Below are 18,109 nucleotides of genomic sequence, written 5' to 3'. Positions count from 1 at the left end.
CGCTCTATCGCCGGACCCCCGCCGGTTCGCCGCTGAAGGAGCTTTCGGACCTGCAGCTCGGCCTCAACCTTGCCGATCTCGACCGTCACGAAGAAGCGATCGCTCATCTGAAGGCTTTCGTCGACGCCCATCCCAATGACATGCGCGCCTATCTGGCGCTCGGTGGCGTCTATTCCTCGAAGGAGGATTTCCGTTCGGCCGCCACACTCTACGACAAGGCTGTCGAGGCGCTGAAGACGCCGACCGCAGCCAACTGGAACATCTTCTACCAGCGCGGCATCGCCTATGAGCGCCTGAAGGAATGGCCCAAGGCCGAGCCGAACTTCCGCAAGGCGCTGGAACTGTTCCCCGACCAGCCGCAGGTGCTGAATTATCTCGGCTATTCCTGGGTCGACATGAACATGAATCTCAAGGAAGGGCTGGCGATGATTCAAAAGGCCGTCGACCTCAGGCCGAGCGACGGTTACATCGTCGATTCGCTGGGTTGGGCCTATTTCCGCCTCGGCAGGTTCGATGACGCGGTGCGCGAAATGGAACGCGCCGTGTCGCTGAAGCCGGAAGATCCGGTTCTCAACGACCACCTGGGCGATGCCTACTGGCGCGTCGGCCGCAAGCTGGAAGCCACCTTCCAGTGGAATCAGGCTCGCGACCTGAAGCCGGATCCCGATGTGCTGGCCAACTTGCAGCAGAAGCTGATGAAGGGCCTGCCGCCGATCGAATCCAACACGGCGCAGGAGACCCCGAAGGTCAAGCCGGAGCCGGTGCCCGCCCCGAAGGGATGAAGTCAGCCATTTGAATTCAACGCAAACGGGGCTCTTTTCAGGGTCCCGTTTTCGTTTGAACCGCGTATCCGGCTGGCTGCCTCAGAAGAGCTTGCGATAGACGACAAAGCCGGAGTGTTCGGCGACCTTGTCGTAAAGCTTCATTGCCGTGTGATTGGTCTCATGCGTCAGCCAGTATACCCGGCCTGAACCGGCTGCCCGGGCGCGCTCGTAGACGCCCTCGATCAGCGCCCGTCCGATGCCTTTGCCACGCGATGCCTGCGTGGTGAAAAGGTCCTGCAGATAACAATTCGGCGCGATCGCCGTTGTGCTGCGATGGAAGAGATAATGCACGAGGCCGAAAAGCCGTCCCTCGCTTTCGGCCACCAGCGCGTGGACCGGCTCATAGGCATCGAAGAAACGCGACCATGTCATCTGGGTAATCTCACCCGGCAGGGCCGTTTCGCCCGAGCGGCCATAAAATGCATTGTAGCCGTCCCACAGCGGCAGCCATTGCTCGAAATCCTGTCGCGCAACGGGGCGGATGACGATCGGGCTGGGCATGGCTGGAACCTGTTGTCGTTGCTGCACAGGCGAACAGAGCGCAGGCCCGAGAGATGGGCAATGGGCCAGCCCCTGCAAAGCTCTCAACATTGTCCATAATGTCGGCGCGACCGCATCGGCGTGCTTTGCTTGACGCTTCGCCGCCGTGTCTCTAGGACGTGCCGGCAAGCTAGCCTGTGCTGTCGAGGCCACCCGTGACAATTGAAATCCCCGCCCATATGCATCCCAGCCGCTCGTTCCAGGGGCTGATCCTGACCTTGCACAACTATTGGGCGGCCTATGGCTGCGTCATCCTGCAACCCTACGACATGGAAGTCGGCGCCGGCACTTTTCATCCGGCAACGACGCTGCGCGCGCTCGGCCCGAAACGCTGGAACGCTGCCTATGTCCAGCCCTCGCGCCGCCCCAAGGACGGGCGTTATGGCGAGAACCCGAACCGGCTGCAGCATTATTACCAGTACCAGGTGATCCTGAAGCCGAACCCGCCCAACTTGCAGGAACTCTATCTCGGCTCGCTGGCGGCGATCGGCGTCGATCCGCTGCTGCACGACATCCGCTTCGTCGAGGATGATTGGGAAAGCCCGACGCTGGGCGCCTGGGGTCTCGGCTGGGAATGCTGGTGCGACGGCATGGAAGTCTCGCAGTTCACCTATTTCCAGCAGGTCTGCGGTATCGAATGCGCGCCGGTGGCCGGCGAACTCACCTACGGGCTGGAGCGGCTGGCCATGTATGTGCAGGGCGTCGACAATGTCTACGACCTCAACTTCAACGGCCGGGAAGGCGCCGACAAAGTCACCTATGGCGATGTCTTCCTGCAGGCCGAGCAGGAATATTCGCGCCACAATTTCGAACACGCCAACACGGCGATGCTTCTGCGCCACTTCGAGGACGCCGAGACCGAATGCAAGGCGCTGCTCGATGCCGGCGCGCCGGCATCGAACGACAATCTGCCGATGCACCGCATGGTTTTCCCGGCCTATGATCAGTGCATCAAGGCCAGCCATGTCTTCAACCTGCTTGACGCGCGCGGCGTGATTTCGGTCACGGAACGACAGAGCTACATCCTGCGGGTGCGCAATCTGGCGAAGGCCTGCGGTGAGGCGTTTTTGAAGACGCAGGCGGGTGGCCTGGCGGCCTGAGTCTCAGGCCCGCTTCGTCATCTCGAAGGAAACTTTGATCGGCAATATGTTCTGGCTGCTGGCACCGTCGATTGTGCGCAATGCCTGTCGAACGCCCGGCATCGAGAAGGCACCGTGAGCCTGCGCGGTGAAGCAGGCGCCGAGTGCGAGGATCTGCAGAAGTCTGGATGCCGTTTTCATGGTCGTTGAGCCAAATGTTCCCTGCCTGAGCGTGGGTCGCTTCAGCGCTGCGTTCGGTTCATGGAAATCTTTGATCCAAGGACGGGTGGCGCGGTCTCGTCCCGACAGGGCGGCCAAAATTTCTGGAAACGGGCGCAAATCGGCGATCCCCGTGCGGAAAGGGTGACAGCGGCCAGCCGAGTTGCTATGCCCCCGCCCGGACCATTTTGCCGCGTGAGCCCCATCCATGCCTGACCTGCTTCTAGAACTCCGCTCGGAAGAGATTCCCGCCCGCATGCAGCGCAAGGCGGCTGGCGATCTCAGGAAGATGCTGACTGACGGCCTGGTCGAGGCGGGGCTGACCTATGAGGCGGCGCGCGAGTACTGGACGCCGCGGCGGCTGACCCTCGACATCAGGGGTCTCACCGCGCGCTCGAAGGATATAAACGAAGAGATCAAGGGGCCTTCGACATCGGCGCCCGAACAGGCGGTCCAGGGCTTCCTGCGCAAGGCCGGACTTTCCTCGATCGCCGAGGCGCATGTCCATTCCGATCCGAAGAAGGGCGATTTTTATGTCGCCCACATTTCGAAGCCGGGCAGGGCGGCCGAACAGATCATCGCGGACCTGGTGCCTGATATCATCCGCAATTTCCCGTGGCCGAAATCGATGCGCTGGGGGCCGGCCTCGGCCAAGCCCGGTTCATTGCGCTGGGTGCGCCCGCTGCAATCGATCCTGTGCACCTTCGGCCCGGAGACCGAGGAGCCTGTCGTGGTCGATTTCGAGATCGACGGCATCCGCTCCGGCAACATCACCTATGGCCACCGTTTTCATGCGCCTGATGCGATCACGGTGCGCCGCTTCGACGACTATGTTTCCAAACTGGAAGCGGCCAAGGTCGTGCTCGATGCCGACCGCCGCAAGGAGATCATCCTTGCCGATGCCCGCAATCTCGCCTTCGCCAACGGGCTTGATCTGGTCGAGGACGAAGGGTTGCTGGAGGAGGTGTCCGGACTGGTCGAATGGCCTGTCGTGCTGATGGGCGAGTTCGAGGAGGCATTCCTCGCCATTCCAGCCGAGGTGATACGACTGACCATCCGCGCCAACCAGAAGTGCTTTGTGACGCGGCCGCAGGGTGTCGACGACGCGCTTTCCAATCGCTTCATTCTAACCGCCAACATCGAAGCCAGGGATGGCGGCAAGGAGATCGCCCACGGCAACGGCAAGGTGGTGCGCGCCCGCCTGTCCGACGCGCTTTATTTCTGGACGACCGACCAGGGCGATTTGCCTGACCTGGCTGAGCTCGAGGCATCGGCGGAAAAATTCGGGCTTGATCTCAAGAAGCCGCTCGACCAGCGCATGGCCCGCCTCGACCATCTCGGCGTGACTTTCCACGCCAAGCTCGGCACGCAGGGCGAACGGGTGGAGCGGATCAAGCGATTGGCGGAAGAACTGGCTCCGATCGTCGGCGCCGATCCCGCGTTGGTCGGCCGCGCCGCTGTCCTGGCCAAGGCCGACCTCACCACCGAAGTCGTCGGCGAGTTCCCGGAACTGCAAGGCGCCATGGGCCGCAAATATGCGCTGCTTCAGGGCGAGCACTCGTCCGTGGCCGCAGCCATCGAAGAGCACTACAAGCCGCAAGGTCCGTCCGATTATGTACCGGGCGATCCGGTTTCGATCACAGTGGCGCTTGCCGATAAGCTCGACATGCTGGTCGGTTTCTGGGCAATCGACGAAAAGCCGACTGGGTCGAAGGATCCCTATGCGCTGCGTAGAGCGGCGCTGGGTGTGGTTAGAATATTGGTCGAGAATGATATTCGACTGGCGCTGGCAGCCATCGTCGGGAAAGCGTCTGACCTTCTGTCCTTCTTCCACGACCGCCTGAAAGTCTACCTCCGCGATCAGGGCGCCCGGCACGATCTCATCGATGCCGTCATCACGCCGCAGTCCGACGACCTCTTGCAGATCGTGCGCCGCGTCGAGGCGCTCGGCTCCTTCCTCGACACCGAGGACGGCAAGAACCTGCTCGCCGGCACCAAGCGCGCGGCCAACATTCTGGCTGCCGAGGAGAAAAAGAAAACGGCGGTCGCCGAAACCGTTGAGCCGGCGCTGTTTCGCGCGGATACCGAGAAATCGCTGTTTGCGGCGGTGAACCAGGCTGAGAAGCAAGCCGGCGAAGCGATTCAAAACGATGATTTTTCCGGCGCCTTGCTGGCGCTTAGCGTGTTGCGCGAGCCGGTTGATTCATTCTTTGAGCATGTTCTTGTAAACGATGAGGATCAGGCGGTGCGTGCCAACCGCCTGGCGCTGCTCGCCCGCATCCGCACGGCCACCGGTCAGGTCGCGGATTTCTCCAGGATCGCAGGTTAAGGCGAAGAAAATATTCTCTGCTACCGGCCGTTCGAGCCGGCTTACAGTCATATGGCGATGATCTCTCCGTGGCAAAAGGGACATGTTCCCCAACCCCACGGAGACTTCCATGAATTCCGATCACGAAATCGAAGTGACAGAAGAAACTCCCGCCGAGGCGCTTGAATCCGCTTCCGAAACTATTCTCGATCATGCCGCCGCCGCAGCGATCGAAGCCGCTGACCTGTCTGATGACGACGAAGACGGCGACGATGAAGAAGGCGAAGAGTCCACCGAAGCTGCCACGCTCTCGGATGACGACGAAGATGAAGACGAGGACGAAGACGACGCCGAGGACAGCGTGAAGGCTGAAGGCGACGAGTCCGAAGAAGAAGACGACGACGACAAGGAAGAAGCGGCCTGATCTTTTCAGCCGCCGAGTCTATCGATGGCAAGGCGGCGCCGAGGCGCCGCCTTTTCCTATCAGCCGTCCCCGAAGCCGACTGTCAGCCGCCCCGGCGACGGCCCGTCAGTTCTCGAGAATGCTGACGCGCACGCTGTTTTCGTAGACGTCGACCTGGATCAGCGGTTCGCCATTGACGATGGCGCGCTTGGTCGAGGAACTCATCGCGCCGCCGCGTTCCAGCATGCGCTGCAGGTCGGCGCGCTGGTCGTTGGTCCTGAACCAGCCATCAGCCTCGTCGTCGCTGTCACGGCGGTGGAATTTGTGCCAGTTGGCGCGGTCCTGCCGCACCATCTGCGCGGCATTGTCCAGCGCATAGCCGTCACTCGCCTGATGGTCGCGATCGGAAATGCGCGCGACATAGGATCCCAGCATGTCGTCGGCATGAGCCGCGACGACGCCAAGCAGTGACGCCAGCAATAGGCCTGCTCCGGTCACGATTCCAGATTTTCTCATGCTTTCCCCCTTTACCCCTTAGCGATGAAATCCCGTCTGCCAGAACCGCCTGACGAAATACAGGCGATGGCGTCTGGCGGCTGAAATAAGCCGAAACCGAGTTTGTTTGGCAATCGTGCGCCGGGCGCCAGATCGCCGTCAAGTCACGCCTTCGATGTCGGCTGTCTTTGAGGCGGGGCTACTTGGTGTAGCCGTTGGGAGGCATGCGCTGCCCTGCTGCCGGGGCCGGAGCGCTCGGCGGGGCGGGTTGGTTCTCGGCGTTTCCTGAGGGGGCAGCGGAAGCGGTGGCCGTTGCCGGCGCGGTGCCAGCGGCCGGCGCGGCACCGGTCGCTGGTGCAGCGGTTGGCGCGGGTGCCGGGAAATCGGGACCGGTAACGCCGCCACGGATGACCATCGGGCCTGGCTGGAAGCCGTGTCCGGTCGCGGGCTTGTCCGGGATCGCCGCTACCTTTTCATCGGTGACGTCGGGCGGCGCTTCCCCTACTGCCATCACCGACCGCGCATCGCTGGTGTTGACCGCATCGACGGTTCCAGGCTGGTTGGGAGCGCCGATCCTGACGATCGACGGTGTGGAGGATGGCGTGCCTGGAAAAACCAGGGATGATGCCTGGGCTTCGCCGGCCGCAACAGCAAGAATGATACCCAGCAGGATACGCGCAGACACCGATATCGCCCCTTTGCCCAGAAGCTGTTCGATAGCAGGCCGGAATTGATGCCGGCTTTCGTGGAAACATAGCATTTTAGGGATTGATAAATCGCCAATGCTCCTGCTCGCCAACAAACGGTTACCCAACAGCCGACTTGCCCAATGGCCGCCATCGTACTACGCACCCCGCATCTGTGAGGTGACGAGAGTGGCTGAAATACTTGGCTCGGGCGAGGCGCTGGAGCGGGCGCTGGCGCTGCTCAGGGAGGGCGATGTCGTCGCCATCCCGACGGAAACCGTCTACGGGCTGGCCGGCGACGCGACCAACGGCATCGGCGTCGCGCGCATCTTCGAAGCCAAGGGGCGGCCGCGCTTCAACCCGCTGATCGCCCATGTCGCCGACATGGCGATGGCCGAGCGCCTCGCGCTGTTCGATCCGCTGTCGAAGAAACTCGCGCGCGCGTTCTGGCCCGGTCCGCTGACGCTGGTGCTGCCGCAACGGCCCGGCAACGGCATCCATCCGCTGGTCACCGCCGGGCTCGATACAATCGCCTTGCGCATGCCGAGGGGCTTTGGCGGCGATCTGATCGCCAGGCTCGGCCGCCCGCTTGCCGCGCCCAGCGCCAATTCATCCGGCAGGATCAGCGCAACGACCGCGCAAGCGGTGGCAGCCGATCTCGGTGCGCGGATAAAGCTGGTGGTCGATGGCGGCGCGACCCCGGTCGGGCTGGAATCGACGATTCTCAAGGCCGAGGGGGAAAGAATGCGGCTGCTGAGGCCCGGCGGCATCGCCGCCGAGGAGATCGAGGCGGCCATCGGCATAGAATTGTTGCGCGGCGGCACCGCCAGTATCGAGGCGCCGGGCATGCTTGCCTCGCACTATGCGCCAGGTGCCGCGATGCGGCTCAATGCCGGCACGGTCGGCGAGGGCGAGGCTTTGCTCGGCTTCGGCAGCCAACGGGCGGACGGCTGGCGCCGCGCCGAAGCCTTCCTCAATTTGTCCGAAACCGGGGACCTGCGCGAAGCGGCGAGCAATCTGTTCGCCTATATGCAGGCACTCGACCGCAGCGGCGCGCGCACCATCGCCGTCGAGCCTATTCCCTGCGACGGGCTCGGCGAAGCGATCAACGATCGGCTGTCGCGTGCAGCCGCCCCTCGTGACATCACGCAACCCGCAACATAGTTTCCCCCATGATCGAAATCACAAAGACACTCGATCCCGCCCTCATCGATCGCTTCACGGCGATCGTCGGCGACAAATATGCACTGCGTGATCAGCAGGACATCGCGCCCTACCTCATTGAGCGACGTGGGCTTTGGCACGGCGCGACGTCGCTGGTGCTGCGGCCGGGCAGCGTCGACGAGGTCAGCCGGATCATGCGGCTGGCGACCGAGACGGGAACGCCGATCGTGCCGCAAAGCGGCAACACCGGGCTGGTCGGCGCGCAGGTGCCGGACAGGTCCGGGCGCGAAATCGTCCTGTCGCTGTCGCGGCTGAACCGCATCCGCGAGATCGATGTGCAGTCCAACACCGTAACAGTAGAAGCCGGTGTCATCCTGCAGACGCTGCAGGAGGCAGCCGACGCCGCCGACCGGCTGTTCCCGCTGTCGCTGGCCGCGCAAGGCTCCTGCCAGATCGGGGGCAATCTTTCCTCCAATGCCGGCGGCACCGGCGTGCTTGCCTACGGCAATGCGCGTGAACTTTGCCTCGGTGTCGAGGTGGTGCTGCCGACCGGCGAGGTGTTCGACGACCTGCGCAAGCTGAAGAAGGACAACACCGGCTACGATCTGAAAAACCTGTTCGTCGGGGCCGAAGGCACGCTCGGCGTCATCACCGCCGCCGTGCTGAAACTGTTCCCGAAACCGAAGGGGCGCGAAGTCGCCTTCGTCGGCCTGTCGTCGCCCGAGGCGGCACTTTCGCTGTTCGGCCTGGCCATGGACCGTGCCGGGGCAGCACTCACCGCTTTCGAACTGATCGGCAGGCGGCCATATGATTTCACCCTGGCGCATGCCCAGGGTGTGGTGCGGCCGCTGATCGAGGACTGGCCGTGGTACGTGCTGATGCAGATTTCATCAGGCCGTTCGTCGGAAGATTCGAGAGCGTTGATCGAGGATGTGCTGTCGGCTGGCCTCGAACAGGAATTCGTCGGCGACGCCGTCATTGCCGCGAGTCTCGCGCAGGGCGATGCCTTCTGGAATTTCCGTGAGTTGCTGCCCGAGGCGCAGAAACCGGAGGGCGCCTCGATCAAGCACGACATTTCGGTGCCTATTGCCTCGATCCCGCGTTTCATCGAAGAAGCCGCCGGCGCGGTGGCGTCGGTGAGCGCCGGCGCGCGCGTGGTCTGCTTCGGCCATATGGGCGACGGCAATCTCCACTACAACATTTCCCGGCCCGTCGACGGCGACGATGAGGCGTTCCTCGCTCTCTATCACCCCATGAACAAGGCGGTGCACGATGTGGTGCGCAGCCTGCACGGTTCGATCTCGGCCGAGCATGGCATCGGCCAGTTGAAGCGCGACGAGCTGATCGCCACCGCGCCGCCGATGGCGATCGATCTGATGCGAAGGGTGAAGGCCGCTTTCGATCCGGCCGGCATCATGAATCCGGGTAAGGTTATCTGATCCTTTCGACATCTTGTGGCTGGTGGGATTCCGATAACCATCCCTGAGATCAGCAAAATTTAACCGACTTTCTTAAGCGGGGCGGTAAGGAGCCCGCGCTACTGTCTCCATACAAACGAGGCTGGAAAAACCGGCCCGGAGAGAACCGGACACCGGCTCTCAGGAGACAGACAGGAAGGCCACTCTATGAACACCGGACTGAAGCCAGTCTGGGCGGGACGCAACATGCGTCTCGACCCATTCCGCCTGCCGCAAGTGGTGAGCTACGCGACTCGCGACGACTACGGCGATGTAACCTTCACCATCGACCAGCGCGGCGCCGTGATCCGCCGCTTGCTCGAGATGAGCGGCCTGCCCGCGATCATCGTTCTGCCCTCCAATGCGTTCCGCGGCGTTGCCGCCCGCGCCATGGAGGATCCGGACGGCAATGTCACGGTGACCCTGGAACTCCTGCACAACGACCCGATGCTGTCGGTGCCGCTGCTGGTGGCCGACGATCTCGACGATGTCGCCGCCGACTGGCGCGCCTGGGCCGACGCTTACCGCCTGCCGATGCTGCTCATCGAATCGGACGGCGTTGCCCGCACCCTGGAAGAATCACTCGGCGCCGCCATCAAGACGCTGCCGCCGCAGGATCGGCGCAAGGGGCGGATTTCGAACACGCGCCGCCCGCGTTTCCTCGCTCGCCGCAGAGCTGGCGACCTCGGTCTCAGGCTGGTCATCGACGGCCAGGAGATTATTTCGCGGGAGTAGGAAGGTTCTTCCTTCTCCCCCTGTGGGAGAAGGTGGCCGAGCGAAGCTCGGTCGGATGAGGGGTGTTCCAGCTTGGCAATGCCGGCGTTCCGTCACGCACCCCTCAACCGTCTTGGCGCTGCGCGCCAATCCACCTTCTCCCACAAGGGGAGAAGGAAGAAGCGCCGCTAAACCAGCGGCTTCAGAGCCACCCACACAGCGCCGCCGATCAGGCCGAGGAAGATCAGCCAGCCGACCTGGTTGTTCGACCTGAACAGGCGCAGGCATTGGTCCGGATTGTCGATGTCCAACACGGCGATCTGCCGCGCCATATGAGCGCCGGCGGCGATCAGCCCGGCCAGCGCCACCACCGGCGCCTGCGCCGACGCGAAGGCGATGGCGAAGCAGATCAGCGCGCCGCCATAAAGTCCGGCCAGCCAGGCCTTGGTGTTGTCGCCGAACAGGCGTGCCGTCGAGCGCACGCCGACAATGGCGTCATCTTCCTTGTCCTGGTGCGCGTAGATCGTGTCGTAGCCGATCACCCACAGGATCGAGCCGATATAGAGCATGACAGCAGGCCCATCGAGATCGCCGAACTCGACCGCCCATCCCATCAGCGCGCCCCAGGAAAACGCAAGGCCGAGCACCAGTTGCGGCCAGTTGGTTATCCGCTTCATGAACGGATATATGGCGATGACCGCCAGTGAGCAGATGCCGAGCAGGACGGCAAAGCTGTTGAACTGGATGAGCACGACGAGGCCGACCAGGGCCTGCAGGACGAGAAACAGCCATGCCCGCCGGCGCGTCGCCTTGCCTGACGGCAGCGGTCGCGAGCGCGTGCGCTCCACCTGGTTGTCGATGTCCTCGTCGACGAGGTCGTTGTAGGTGCAGCCGGCGCCGCGCATGGCGATGGCCCCGACCAGGAAAAGCACGAGATACAAAGGCGCCGGCAGCAGTGAGAGCAGCGGGTCGCCGGGACGCGGATAGGCGCTTGCCGCCAAGGCCGCCGACCACCAGCACGGCCACAGCAGCAGTTGCCAGCCTATCGGCCTGTCCCACCGCGCAAGCTGCGCATAGGGCCATATCGAGCGCGGCAGCACGCGGTAGACCCAATGGCCGTTCGGCGCATCGGCGACACGGCCCTGGGCCGCTTTCGACTGGATGGTTTCCATGCCCATGGAGTGGCAGCAGCGGCGGAAACCGTCAAGCGGCAAGCGGAGACGCGGCGCCCGTCAGCCTTTCACGAGGCAAAGATGTCGCGGGTGGCGAACCAGTCCTTGGCCACCTCGACGAAGGCCAGCGCTGCATTCGACACACGCTGATGCGTGTCATAGGTAAGCAGGATCCGCTGCATGGGCAGCGGATCCGACAGCGGCTTGCAGATGAGCGGCAGCCCGTCATAGCTGCGGTCGCCATGCGGGCGGGTGTAGCTGACCGCAACGCCGAAGCCGTTGGCGACCATGCTCCGTTGCAGTTCGAACGAGCTTGTCGTCATGTCGGCCACAGGCGAAAGGCCGCGGCTGCGGAACAGGTCGAGCATATGCTGCCAGCTGTGCGGCTGGTCGGTGGTGATCAGCGGATAGGCGGCCAGATCGGCAAGGCTGACCGACGGGCGATCCGCCAGGGCATGGCCTGCCGGCAACAGCGCGTGCGGGCGAAGTTCACGCAGCAGGATGCGGGCGAAATGCGTCGGCAGGCTGAGATCATAAGTCAGGCCGAGATCGATGGCCGCGTCACCCAGCCGTCGACCCAGCGTCTCGAACGTCTCGTCGCGAACGACGATCTTGACGGCCGGATAGCGTTCGGAGAAGGCGCGGATCAAAGCCGGCGCGAAGAAAGGCGCCAGATCCTCGAAGCATCCCAACACCAACTCGCCGCTGACAGCCGATTTGCTTGAACCCAGGCCGATGAGTTCCTCCGTTTCGGTGAGAACCTGCCTTGCCTTGGCCACGACGGCGCGGCCGAACGATGTCGGCGACACGCCGCTTCCCCGCTGGCGGACGAACAGTTTCTGGCCGAAATTCTTTTCGACCGCGTCGATGGCCACCGAGATCGACGGCTGAGAGACGTTCAGCATCTTTGCCGCGCCGGTGACGCTGCCGTGACGCGCCACGGCAACCAGATAGCGTAGCTGCGTGAGAGTCACACTCATAGAGGCACTCTATATGTCAGATCGAAAGTTATTATTTTACCGAATGAATAGATATTGCGATAGTGGCTTTATTCCAAGAGGAGAACGCCATGGCTTCCCGGACTGCCACCCTCGACGCCACCAGGATCGGCGCGTCCACGATTGCCGACTATCAGCGTGACGGCGCTGTTTGCATTCGCGGCGCCTTCAAGGGCTGGGTCGACACGATTGCCGCAGGCATCGAACGCAACATGCAGAACCGCAGCGCCACCGCATCCGACATAGCCAACGGTCGCGGTAGTTTCTTCGATGACTACTGCAACTGGGAGCGCATCCCCGAATTCGTCAGCCTGGTACGGGACTCACCCGCCGCCGAACTTGCGGCGGCGGTGATGCAATCGCGCACCGCGCAGTTCTTCCATGATCATGTGCTGGTGAAGGAACCCGGCACGCAGAAGCCGACGCCCTGGCATCAGGACATCCCCTACTATTTCGTCGATGGCCAACAGACGGTGAGCTTCTGGATACCCATCGACCCGGTGAAGGAGGCGACGCTGCGGCTGATCGCCGGCTCGCACAAATGGGACAAGATGATCCTGCCGGTGCGCTGGCTCGACGATAGCAATTTCTATGCCGGCGAGGGCGACTATCTGCCGGTGCCGGATCCCGACAAGGACCCTTCGATGAAGGTGCTCGAATGGGAAATGGAGCCGGGCGACGCCATCCTGTTCGACTTCAGGACCGCGCATGGCGCGCGTGGCAATATGACCGCGGCGCGGCGCCGGGCGCTGTCGCTGCGCTGGGTCGGTGACGATGCGCGCTATGTCGAGCGGCCGGGCCGTACCTCGCCGCCCTATTACGGCCATGGCATGCAGCCGGGCGAGAGGCTGCGCGAGGACTGGTTTCCGGTGGTTTTCTCCGCCTAGCGAATCGCCAGAAAATTGGCGGCGGGGATAACGTTCCCGTGCGCAATTGCGATCTAAACACCCTGATGCCTTGACCCGTCGCCCGGAGAGCAATAGCGGGTCTCCAAGAGACTGTTTCGAAATTCGCTCTGGCGAGTCATATGGTGGTGGTTTCGAGAACCGTAGCGGAGCGGACATTTGGTCCGTGAGCTCAGTTCTACTGCACGCAGTAGAACGGGAAGCGCAGAAAACGCCATCAGATGGCCGCCAGAGCAGAATTTCGGCATCAAGAGGTGGCCATGAACGTTCTTCTTCTGGGCTCCGGCGGCCGCGAACATGCGCTCGCCTGGAAGATCGCCGCGTCGCCGCTGCTGACGAAGCTTTATGCCGCCCCCGGCAATCCGGGCATTGGCGGCGAGGCCGAACTGGTCAAGCTCGACATCGCCGATCACGCCGCGGTCACCGCATTCTGCCGGGAGAAAAAAATCGACCTCGTCGTGGTCGGTCCGGAAGGCCCGCTGGTCGCCGGCATTGCCGACGATCTGCGCGCCGAAAATATCCGCGTCTTCGGTCCCTCCAAGGCAGCGGCACGGCTGGAAGGCTCGAAAGGTTTCACCAAGGACCTCTGCGCCCGCTACAACATCCCCACCGCCGCCTATGGCCGTTTCAGTGACCTGGCCTCGGCCAAAGCCTATGTCGAAAAGACCGGGGCGCCGATCGTCATCAAGGCCGACGGGCTCGCTGCCGGCAAGGGCGTCACCGTCGCCATGACGCTCAGTGAAGCACAGGCAGCACTCGATGCCTGCTTCGATGGTTCCTTCGGCGCCGCCGGCGCGGAAGTTGTGGTCGAGGAATTCATGACCGGCGAGGAGGCGAGCTTCTTCTGCCTCTGCGACGGTACCACCGCACTGCCCTTCGGCACCGCGCAGGATCACAAGCGCGTCGGCGACGGCGACACCGGTCCGAACACTGGCGGCATGGGGGCCTATTCGCCGGCACCGGTGATGACGCCGGAACTGGTCGAGCGCACCATGCGTGAGATCATCGAGCCGACCATGCGCGGCATGGCCGAACTGGGCGCGCCTTTTTCCGGCGTGCTGTTTGCCGGGCTGATGATCACCGACAAAGGGCCAAGACTGATCGAATACAACACCCGCTTCGGCGATCCGGAATGCCAGGTGCTGATGATGCGGCTGAAGGACGATCTGCTGGTTCTGCTCAATGCGGCAGTTGATGGCCAACTTGCCCACACCTCGGTGCGCTGGCGCGACGAGGCGGCACTGACCGTCGTGATGGCGGCGAGAGGCTATCCCGGCACGCCGGAAAAGGGCTCGGTCATCCGCGGCGTCGAAGACGCGGCAAGCGACGGCGTCCAGGTGTTCCATGCCGGCACCGCCATCAATGGCGGCGCGCTGGTTGCCAATGGCGGCCGCGTCCTCAACGTGACGGCATCAGGCGCCACGGTCGGCGAGGCGCAGAAACGAGCCTATGCCGCGCTCGACCGCATCGACTGGCCGGACGGTTTCTGCCGCCGCGATATCGGCTGGCAGGCGGTGGCGCGCGAACAGGGAAACTGAAGTCCGCGTTGGCTTACCGCTGGCCGCGATCGAGTTCGGTGGAAGCGGTGCTGAGCGGATCGGCAGCGGCAAAGGCAGCGTCGAGTTGTGCGGGCGAACGCCGCTCGGTCCGCTTCCAGGCGACATATTGTACAATGCCGAAACTCAGTCTCCGGGGCACCGTCTTCACGACCGGCATGCGGAAGCCGTCGCGGAAACGGGACCAGCGTGTCCCCAACGCTGCGACCATGTCCTCGAAAGTCGGCGGCGCGGCCACAGACGCATAGGTGATGGTGACATTGCCGGCGAGGCCGGCCTCGCGTGAAACCGGTAGCGGTATGGAGGCGAGATAGTCCGGCGGCACGTCGATAAGCCCGCCGAACGGCCATTGCGCGCGCAGCGTTGCGGCGTCTGTCGGCGCGACATTGACGTCTATGTCGTTAGGCGTGCCGGCAACCCTGTAAGGGCAGCGGAAACGGCCGCAATTAGCTTGCGCCGAAAACTGCCACAGTGCGTAGCCTTGCCACTTGCCCATCGGAAAATGCACGTCGATGTCGTTGGTGTAGCGGGCATACCAGAGCGGTAGCCGCGACAGGAGCCGGTATCGGTAGCTGTTGTCGGCAATGTACTGGGCGGTCTTGCCGTTGGTGTACAGCACCGGGAAACGGCCGATGCGCCGATGCACCTGGCGCACGAACTCCTCGGCGTCGTCGAGCGACATCCATTGCGAGGGATCATTGCCCTCAATGTCGAGAGCCATGAGATCGTCCGGCGCAGGCTCGGCGAAATCGAGGAAATTGTTGGCCTGCTCGACCGGATTGCCGGGGCGGGCAAGGTGATAGGCGCCCCATTTCAGGCCGAGTGCCTTGGCCACCACCCGGCGCGTCTGGAACAGTTCGCGCGTCACCGCATGGCGTTTCCACAGCGCCTTGCAAAGCTTCACCTCAATGTCGTTGCCCAGGCAGAAATAGGGCGGCGGCATGCCGTCGGAGGCCTTGTTGATGAAGCCGACGACCCGCTTGTCGGTGGCGAGTTGGGCCCAATCGATGGAATTGTATTCGTAGGCATCGACCACCAAACCGCGGTCGGCGTTCTTCCAGGGCTCGGAAAAATCCGAAGCCTTTGCCGCCGTGGACAGCGCCATCGTCGCCGCCAAGGCGAGAAGCGCCAGCGCATGTCGGCCAAAAGTGTGCAGCGGTTTTGGGGCAACGACATGCGGAGGAAACAATGGCTTGAAGGGCGTCGGCACGACACTCTTCAAGCGGCGAAGGAGACGCGCCGTCCTTTTCAAAACAGGGAATCCCCGTTGATCAAAGACAAATCCTGAACGGCTATGGTTAAGGAAGTACTTTCGGGGCTGACTTCAGAAAAGCTGGCGACGCATCAGCTGCTAGAATTCAAACGGGTCCGGAGCCGGCTCTTGCCGCAGCGTGCCCTCGGCGGCGCGTTTGCGGTGGTGGGCGAGTGAGCATTGCGGCGAGCATAATATGCCGCGATCCGACCAGTAGGCGGCCCCGTGGTCCAGTCTGCCGCCATGGTAGCAGAACCCCTCCGCTCGATAGGGCAGGCCGCATTCGATGCAGCGATAGGCGTCGGGTCTGGCAAGCATGGGCGGTTCCGGTTGGCTGGTTCTGATCCGTCGCCGGTCGACTTGATCCGGCATGGATTGAACTTAATACGCGCCGCCGCGATTGCAAAATCCGCGTGACAAAATTTGACGTTTACGTAAAAAGAAGATGGGAGACCGCTGATACGGCGGGTGGTTTTGCAGCGGCACCGGCTCTAGGGTTGGGCGGGCCGATGCATCAGGAGGAGTGAGCGGCATGTATAGGGCACCGGTCGAGGATATCGCCTTCACGCTCAAGCATGTCGCCGGCATGAAATCGGCGCTCGATGCCGGCAGGTTCGGCGATCTCGGCGATGACCTGGTCGATGCCGTTCTTGGCGAGGCCGGCCGCTTCGCCACTGAAGAGGTCGCACCGCTCTACACGATCGGCGATCGGCAAGGTGCCGTGCTGAAGGACGCTGCCGTCACCACACCACCCGGCTGGAAGGAACTCTATCGCCGCTGGATCGATGGCGGCTGGAACGCGCTCTCCGGGCCTGAGGAATATGGCGGCCAGGCGCTGCCGACCATGCTTGGCGTTGCCGCGCTCGAAATGTGGAACTCCGCCGCCATGGCCTTCGGCATCGGCCCGACGCTGACCATGGGTGCTGTCGAAGCGCTCGACAAACACGCCTCCACAGACCTCAAGGCAAAGTATCTCGAAAAGCTCGTCTCCGGCGAGTGGATGGGCACGATGAACCTGACCGAGCCGCAAGCCGGTTCGGACCTCGCCGCCTTGCGCGCCCGCGCGGAGCCGGTGGGTGACGGCAGCTACCGCATCTTCGGCCAGAAAATCTTCATCACCTATGGCGAGCACGACTTCACCGACAACATCATCCATCTGGTGCTGGCGCGGCTGCCCGATGCGCCGGCCGGCACGCGCGGCGTATCGCTGTTCCTGGTGCCGAAATTCCTGGTCGGCGACGATGGCGCGCTCGGCGCGCGCAACGATGTCTTCTGTTCCGGACTTGAACACAAGCTCGGCATCCATGCCTCGCCGACCTGCACCATGATCTATGGCGATGGTTTCCAGGGCGCCAAGCCCGGCGCCGTCGGCTGGCTGATCGGCGAGGAGAACAAGGGCCTCGCCTGCATGTTCACGATGATGAACAATGCGCGGCTTTGTGTCGGCATGCAGGGGGTAGCGGTCGCGGAAGCCGCAACGCAGAAGGCGATCGCCTATGCCAATGAACGCCGGCAGGGCAAGGCCGCGAGCTACACTGGCACGGGTATGGCGCCTATCGTCCATCACCCCGATGTCCAGCGTAACCTGCTGACCATGAAGGCGCTGACCCAGACCGCGCGCGCCATCAGCTATTCCTGTGCCCACGCCATCGACATGGCCCGTGTCTCCGCCGGTGACGAGGCGGCCCACTGGCGCGACCGCGCCAATCTGCTGACGCCGCTGGCAAAGGCGTTCTCGACCGATATCGGCGTCGAGGTTGCCTCACTCGGCCTCCAGGTTCATGGCGGCATGGGCTTCATCGAGGAGACGGGAGCGGCCGCCTTCTATCGTGATGCGCGCATCGCCCCGATCTACGAGGGCACCAACGGCATTCAGGCGATCGATCTGGTGATGCGCAAGCTGCCGCTCGGCGGCGGCGACCATGTGCATGGTTATATCGCCGAACTGGCTGATATGGCCGCAGCGGTGCGGACCTCGAACCTGCAGGGTTTCGGCCGCACCGCCGACGCTCTCGACGCGGCACTTGGCGATCTCAGCGAAGCGACCCGCTTCCTGCAGAAACTGGCGGCCGAAGGCCGGGCGGACGAGGCGCTGGCGGGCGCGACGCCCTATCTCAGGCTGATCTCGCTTGCCGCCGGCGGCGCCTATCTGGCGCGCGGCGCTCTTGCCGATCAAGGCCGTATTCCCCTTTGCCGCTTCTTCGCCGAAAACCTGCTCGGCGAGGTCAGCGCTTTGCGGGCGCGCGTCATCGATGGCGCCGAAAGCCTCGCCGCTGCCGGAAAAACGCTGATTTCCGCCTGACGTTCACAAGGAAAGAACCGTGACAGACCATATCC

General features: G+C 63.3%; 18 protein-coding genes. 10 read left to right on the top strand and 8 right to left on the bottom strand.

Going from position 1 to position 18,109, the window contains the following annotated elements; genetic code table 11:
- On the top strand, positions 1-782 hold a 782-nt coding region (locus tag EN932_RS10670; RefSeq protein WP_128368826.1), incomplete at its 5' end, for a tetratricopeptide repeat protein.
- Between the two features lie 81 nt (positions 783-863).
- On the opposite strand, the gene EN932_RS10665 is transcribed toward EN932_RS10670, so the two are convergent.
- Positions 864-1,325: a GNAT family N-acetyltransferase gene (locus EN932_RS10665; protein WP_013532825.1), complete on the bottom strand. Its 462-nt coding sequence runs from the start codon at positions 1,323-1,325 to the stop codon at positions 864-866.
- 218 nt (positions 1,326-1,543) lie between these two features.
- Between EN932_RS10665 and EN932_RS10660 the strand changes: the two genes are divergently transcribed.
- Positions 1,544-2,464: a glycine--tRNA ligase subunit alpha gene (locus tag EN932_RS10660; protein ID WP_174299093.1), complete on the top strand. Its 921-nt coding sequence runs from the start codon at positions 1,544-1,546 to the stop codon at positions 2,462-2,464.
- 3 nt (positions 2,465-2,467) lie between these two features.
- Here EN932_RS10660 and EN932_RS10655 read toward each other — a convergent pair whose 3' ends face one another.
- The gene (locus tag EN932_RS10655) at positions 2,468-2,782 is read right to left on the bottom strand and encodes a hypothetical protein (protein ID WP_127385288.1); all 315 of its coding nucleotides are present in this window, start codon (positions 2,780-2,782) and stop codon (positions 2,468-2,470) included.
- Between the two features lie 88 nt (positions 2,783-2,870).
- On the opposite strand from EN932_RS10655, the gene glyS reads away from it, so the two are divergent.
- Both glyS and EN932_RS10645 read left to right on the top strand, forming a co-directional pair.
- Positions 2,871-4,991 (top strand): glycine--tRNA ligase subunit beta, encoded by a 2,121-nt coding sequence (gene glyS, locus EN932_RS10650; protein WP_127385287.1) that lies wholly within the window; start codon positions 2,871-2,873, stop codon positions 4,989-4,991.
- Between the two features lie 109 nt (positions 4,992-5,100).
- Positions 5,101-5,394, top strand: coding sequence for a hypothetical protein (locus tag EN932_RS10645; protein ID WP_063171642.1), 294 nt, complete (start codon positions 5,101-5,103; stop codon positions 5,392-5,394).
- 105 nt (positions 5,395-5,499) lie between these two features.
- Here the strand turns inward: EN932_RS10645 and EN932_RS10640 are convergent, their stop codons facing one another.
- Together EN932_RS10640 and EN932_RS10635 are read right to left on the bottom strand one after the other, a co-directional pair.
- The gene (locus EN932_RS10640) at positions 5,500-5,889 is read right to left on the bottom strand and encodes a hypothetical protein (protein ID WP_024502648.1); all 390 of its coding nucleotides are present in this window, start codon (positions 5,887-5,889) and stop codon (positions 5,500-5,502) included.
- 178 nt (positions 5,890-6,067) lie between these two features.
- Positions 6,068-6,553, bottom strand: coding sequence for a hypothetical protein (locus EN932_RS10635; protein ID WP_127370974.1), 486 nt, complete (start codon positions 6,551-6,553; stop codon positions 6,068-6,070).
- Between the two features lie 190 nt (positions 6,554-6,743).
- Here EN932_RS10635 and EN932_RS10630 point away from each other — a divergent pair, with 190 nt between their 5' ends.
- The 3 genes from EN932_RS10630 to EN932_RS10620 all read left to right on the top strand — a co-directional run bounded on the left by EN932_RS10630 (position 6,744) and on the right by EN932_RS10620 (position 9,910).
- Entirely contained in the window at positions 6,744-7,718 is a 975-nt protein-coding gene (locus EN932_RS10630) for an L-threonylcarbamoyladenylate synthase (protein ID WP_164766157.1), read from the top strand.
- Positions 7,719-7,726: 8 nt separating this feature from the next.
- Entirely contained in the window at positions 7,727-9,157 is a 1,431-nt protein-coding gene (locus tag EN932_RS10625; protein WP_127385283.1) for an FAD-binding oxidoreductase, read from the top strand.
- Positions 9,158-9,343: 186 nt separating this feature from the next.
- The gene (locus EN932_RS10620; RefSeq protein ID WP_127368712.1) at positions 9,344-9,910 is read left to right on the top strand and encodes a DUF6101 family protein; all 567 of its coding nucleotides are present in this window, start codon (positions 9,344-9,346) and stop codon (positions 9,908-9,910) included.
- Between the two features lie 167 nt (positions 9,911-10,077).
- Here EN932_RS10620 and ubiA read toward each other — a convergent pair whose 3' ends face one another.
- Positions 10,078-11,061 (bottom strand): 4-hydroxybenzoate octaprenyltransferase, encoded by a 984-nt coding sequence (gene ubiA / locus EN932_RS10610; protein WP_064995195.1) that lies wholly within the window; start codon positions 11,059-11,061, stop codon positions 10,078-10,080.
- A 68-nt stretch (positions 11,062-11,129) separates the two neighbouring features.
- Positions 11,130-12,041, bottom strand: coding sequence for a LysR family transcriptional regulator (locus EN932_RS10605; RefSeq protein WP_013532815.1), 912 nt, complete (start codon positions 12,039-12,041; stop codon positions 11,130-11,132).
- A gap of 89 nt (positions 12,042-12,130) precedes the next feature.
- Between EN932_RS10605 and EN932_RS10600 the strand changes: the two genes are divergently transcribed.
- On the top strand, positions 12,131-12,946 hold the full coding sequence (locus tag EN932_RS10600) for a phytanoyl-CoA dioxygenase family protein (RefSeq protein ID WP_027164167.1): 816 nt from the start codon (positions 12,131-12,133) through the stop codon (positions 12,944-12,946).
- A gap of 278 nt (positions 12,947-13,224) precedes the next feature.
- The gene (gene purD / locus EN932_RS10595) at positions 13,225-14,502 is read left to right on the top strand and encodes a phosphoribosylamine--glycine ligase (protein ID WP_127368714.1); all 1,278 of its coding nucleotides are present in this window, start codon (positions 13,225-13,227) and stop codon (positions 14,500-14,502) included.
- Positions 14,503-14,515: 13 nt separating this feature from the next.
- Here the strand turns inward: purD and EN932_RS10590 are convergent, their stop codons facing one another.
- Both EN932_RS10590 and EN932_RS10585 read right to left on the bottom strand, forming a co-directional pair.
- Positions 14,516-15,625 carry a glycoside hydrolase family 25 protein gene (locus EN932_RS10590; protein ID WP_164890461.1) on the bottom strand — a complete coding sequence of 370 codons (1,110 nt, stop codon included), beginning with the start codon at positions 15,623-15,625 and terminating at the stop codon, positions 14,516-14,518.
- A gap of 246 nt (positions 15,626-15,871) precedes the next feature.
- Positions 15,872-16,090 (bottom strand): hypothetical protein, encoded by a 219-nt coding sequence (locus EN932_RS10585; protein WP_013532811.1) that lies wholly within the window; start codon positions 16,088-16,090, stop codon positions 15,872-15,874.
- A 214-nt stretch (positions 16,091-16,304) separates the two neighbouring features.
- Between EN932_RS10585 and EN932_RS10580 the strand changes: the two genes are divergently transcribed.
- On the top strand, positions 16,305-18,074 hold the full coding sequence (locus EN932_RS10580) for an acyl-CoA dehydrogenase (protein ID WP_127368716.1): 1,770 nt from the start codon (positions 16,305-16,307) through the stop codon (positions 18,072-18,074).
- Positions 18,075-18,109 lie beyond the last annotated feature (35 nt).

It is taken from the genome of Mesorhizobium sp. M7A.F.Ca.US.002.01.1.1 (genome assembly GCF_004022955.1).
GTDB classification, from domain to species: domain Bacteria; phylum Pseudomonadota; class Alphaproteobacteria; order Rhizobiales; family Rhizobiaceae; genus Mesorhizobium; species Mesorhizobium ciceri.
The sequence above is the reverse complement of the archived record's forward strand: the minus strand, read 5'-3'. Positions and strand labels throughout refer to the sequence as shown.

Bases quoted from the DNA above. Each gene is read 5' to 3' on its own strand.
- EN932_RS10665 (WP_013532825.1), bottom strand. From the start codon at position 1,325: ATGCCCAGCCCGATCGTCATCCGCCCCGTTGCGCGACAGGATTTCGAG.
- EN932_RS10660 (WP_174299093.1), top strand. From the start codon at position 1,544: ATGCATCCCAGCCGCTCGTTCCAGGGGCTGATCCTGACCTTGCACAAC.
- glyS (WP_127385287.1), top strand. From the start codon at position 2,871: ATGCCTGACCTGCTTCTAGAACTCCGCTCGGAAGAGATTCCCGCCCGC.
- EN932_RS10645 (WP_063171642.1), top strand. From the start codon at position 5,101: ATGAATTCCGATCACGAAATCGAAGTGACAGAAGAAACTCCCGCCGAG.
- EN932_RS10640 (WP_024502648.1), bottom strand. From the start codon at position 5,889: ATGAGAAAATCTGGAATCGTGACCGGAGCAGGCCTATTGCTGGCGTCA.
- EN932_RS10625 (WP_127385283.1), top strand. From the start codon at position 7,727: ATGATCGAAATCACAAAGACACTCGATCCCGCCCTCATCGATCGCTTC.
- EN932_RS10620 (WP_127368712.1), top strand. From the start codon at position 9,344: ATGAACACCGGACTGAAGCCAGTCTGGGCGGGACGCAACATGCGTCTC.
- ubiA (WP_064995195.1), bottom strand. From the start codon at position 11,061: ATGGAAACCATCCAGTCGAAAGCGGCCCAGGGCCGTGTCGCCGATGCG.
- EN932_RS10605 (WP_013532815.1), bottom strand. From the start codon at position 12,041: ATGAGTGTGACTCTCACGCAGCTACGCTATCTGGTTGCCGTGGCGCGT.
- EN932_RS10600 (WP_027164167.1), top strand. From the start codon at position 12,131: ATGGCTTCCCGGACTGCCACCCTCGACGCCACCAGGATCGGCGCGTCC.
- purD (WP_127368714.1), top strand. From the start codon at position 13,225: ATGAACGTTCTTCTTCTGGGCTCCGGCGGCCGCGAACATGCGCTCGCC.
- EN932_RS10590 (WP_164890461.1), bottom strand. From the start codon at position 15,625: ATGGCGCTGTCCACGGCGGCAAAGGCTTCGGATTTTTCCGAGCCCTGG.
- EN932_RS10585 (WP_013532811.1), bottom strand. From the start codon at position 16,090: ATGCTTGCCAGACCCGACGCCTATCGCTGCATCGAATGCGGCCTGCCC.
- EN932_RS10580 (WP_127368716.1), top strand. From the start codon at position 16,305: ATGTATAGGGCACCGGTCGAGGATATCGCCTTCACGCTCAAGCATGTC.